The 649-nt window shown below is 50.8% G+C and carries 1 pseudogene (only partly in view); it reads left to right on the forward strand.

Annotation, left to right across the window (positions count from 1 at the left end):
- Nucleotides 1–559: pseudogene (locus tag ACFRAK_RS28660) on the forward strand (ribonuclease J); its annotated part reaches 808 nt to the left of the window's first position; the annotation flags it as partial.
- Nucleotides 560–649: the final 90 nt, after the last annotated feature.

Consider the following 649-nt stretch of genomic DNA (forward strand, 5'->3'; position numbering starts at 1 on the left):
TCGCGAAGACTTGAAGCTGATGATCAGCAGCTTGAGACCCAAATACTTCGTACCCATTCACGGCGAATACCGCATGCTGCTGAACCATCGTCATCTGGCCGTGCAAGTTGGAGTGCAAGACAGCAACGTCTATCTGATGAATATCGGTAATACGCTGTCCATGTTCCGCAACTACGCGCGTAAGGGTCGTAATATCCCTTCTGGGGACGTCTACATCAATAACGGGGAACTTCGTACACATGAGAAGGAACTGCTTGAGGAGCGCGTTCAGCTTGCACATGACGGCGTCGTGATTGTGGCTATGACGATTAATACGCAGACGCGTAAGCTCATGTCGGGTCCTGAACTGATTACGCGTGGATTTGTTTATATGCAGGATTCGAAGCCCCTGCTGCGGCGTGTAGAAGCCATGCTGCGCAAGCAACTGAACAAGGCGGGTGAGCAGCGTGAGTATAACCGCGCCGCTTGGGAACAGATGACGAACACGACCTTGAATCGCTATTTCAAACGGGAGCTCGGAAGAAGCCCCTATATCATGCCGTCCATCATGGAGATATGACAAAACACAATGGCGCTGCGAAAGTTATACTCTCGCAGCGCCATTATTCATGTTAATCCGCTAATTCCAGTCCCTTCGTCTCTCTGCCAA

This window comes from Peribacillus sp. NPDC056705 (genome assembly GCF_043656335.1).